1 protein-coding gene is annotated in these 659 nt (G+C 41.6%); it reads left to right on the top strand.

The genetic code is table 11. The features are described 5' to 3' along the window. Positions 1-542: transposase (locus H9650_RS20295; RefSeq protein ID WP_191698009.1), on the top strand; the 542-nt coding region annotated here is incomplete at its 5' end. Positions 543-659: the final 117 nt, after the last annotated feature.

Below are 659 nucleotides of genomic sequence, written 5' to 3'. Positions count from 1 at the left end.
AGCAGATTGAACTGTTAAACGAAGAGGTGGCTACTAGATTATCCCCCCACCAAGAAGATATTGAGCGATTGGATTCCATTCCCGGCATCGCCACTCGAATGGCCGAACAAATCTTAGCCGAAGTCGGTACGGATGTCGAGAAGCAATTCCCCAGTTCGGCGCACTTGTGTTCCTGGGCAGGATTAGTACCTGGACATAATGAGAGTGCGGGCAAGAGAAAATCAAGCAACATGAAAAAAGGAAACAAGTACTTGAAATCGGCATTAATTGAAGCAGCTCACTCTGTCAGAGGATCCAAAACCTATTTGGGAGCCCTGTATAGGCGTACTGCATCAAGAAAGGGTAAAAAAAGGGCAGGAATATCTGTCGCTCATGCCATTTTAAGAATCTCCTATTATCTCTTAACTCGCAAAGAGATGTACGTAGATTTAGGAGAGGATTACTTTGACAAGCAAAAAGAACAATCCATTGTACGATATTCTGTTCGAAGACTTGAGAACTTAGGATACAACGTTACAATAACTGAACCAAGTGCCTCCTAATCCAACCCATAATTTGATCCCCATTTAGGCGCTGCATTTTTTAAAAAATAAATGAGCTGCGTCTGATTTAGTATTGCCTTTTTCTCTAAATCGAAGATTTTAATTTTCATGGGAGTT

The organism is Psychrobacillus faecigallinarum (assembly GCF_014836595.1).
Lineage (GTDB): Bacteria > Bacillota > Bacilli > Bacillales_A > Planococcaceae > Psychrobacillus > Psychrobacillus faecigallinarum.
The sequence above is the reverse complement of the archived record's forward strand: the minus strand, read 5'-3'. Positions and strand labels throughout refer to the sequence as shown.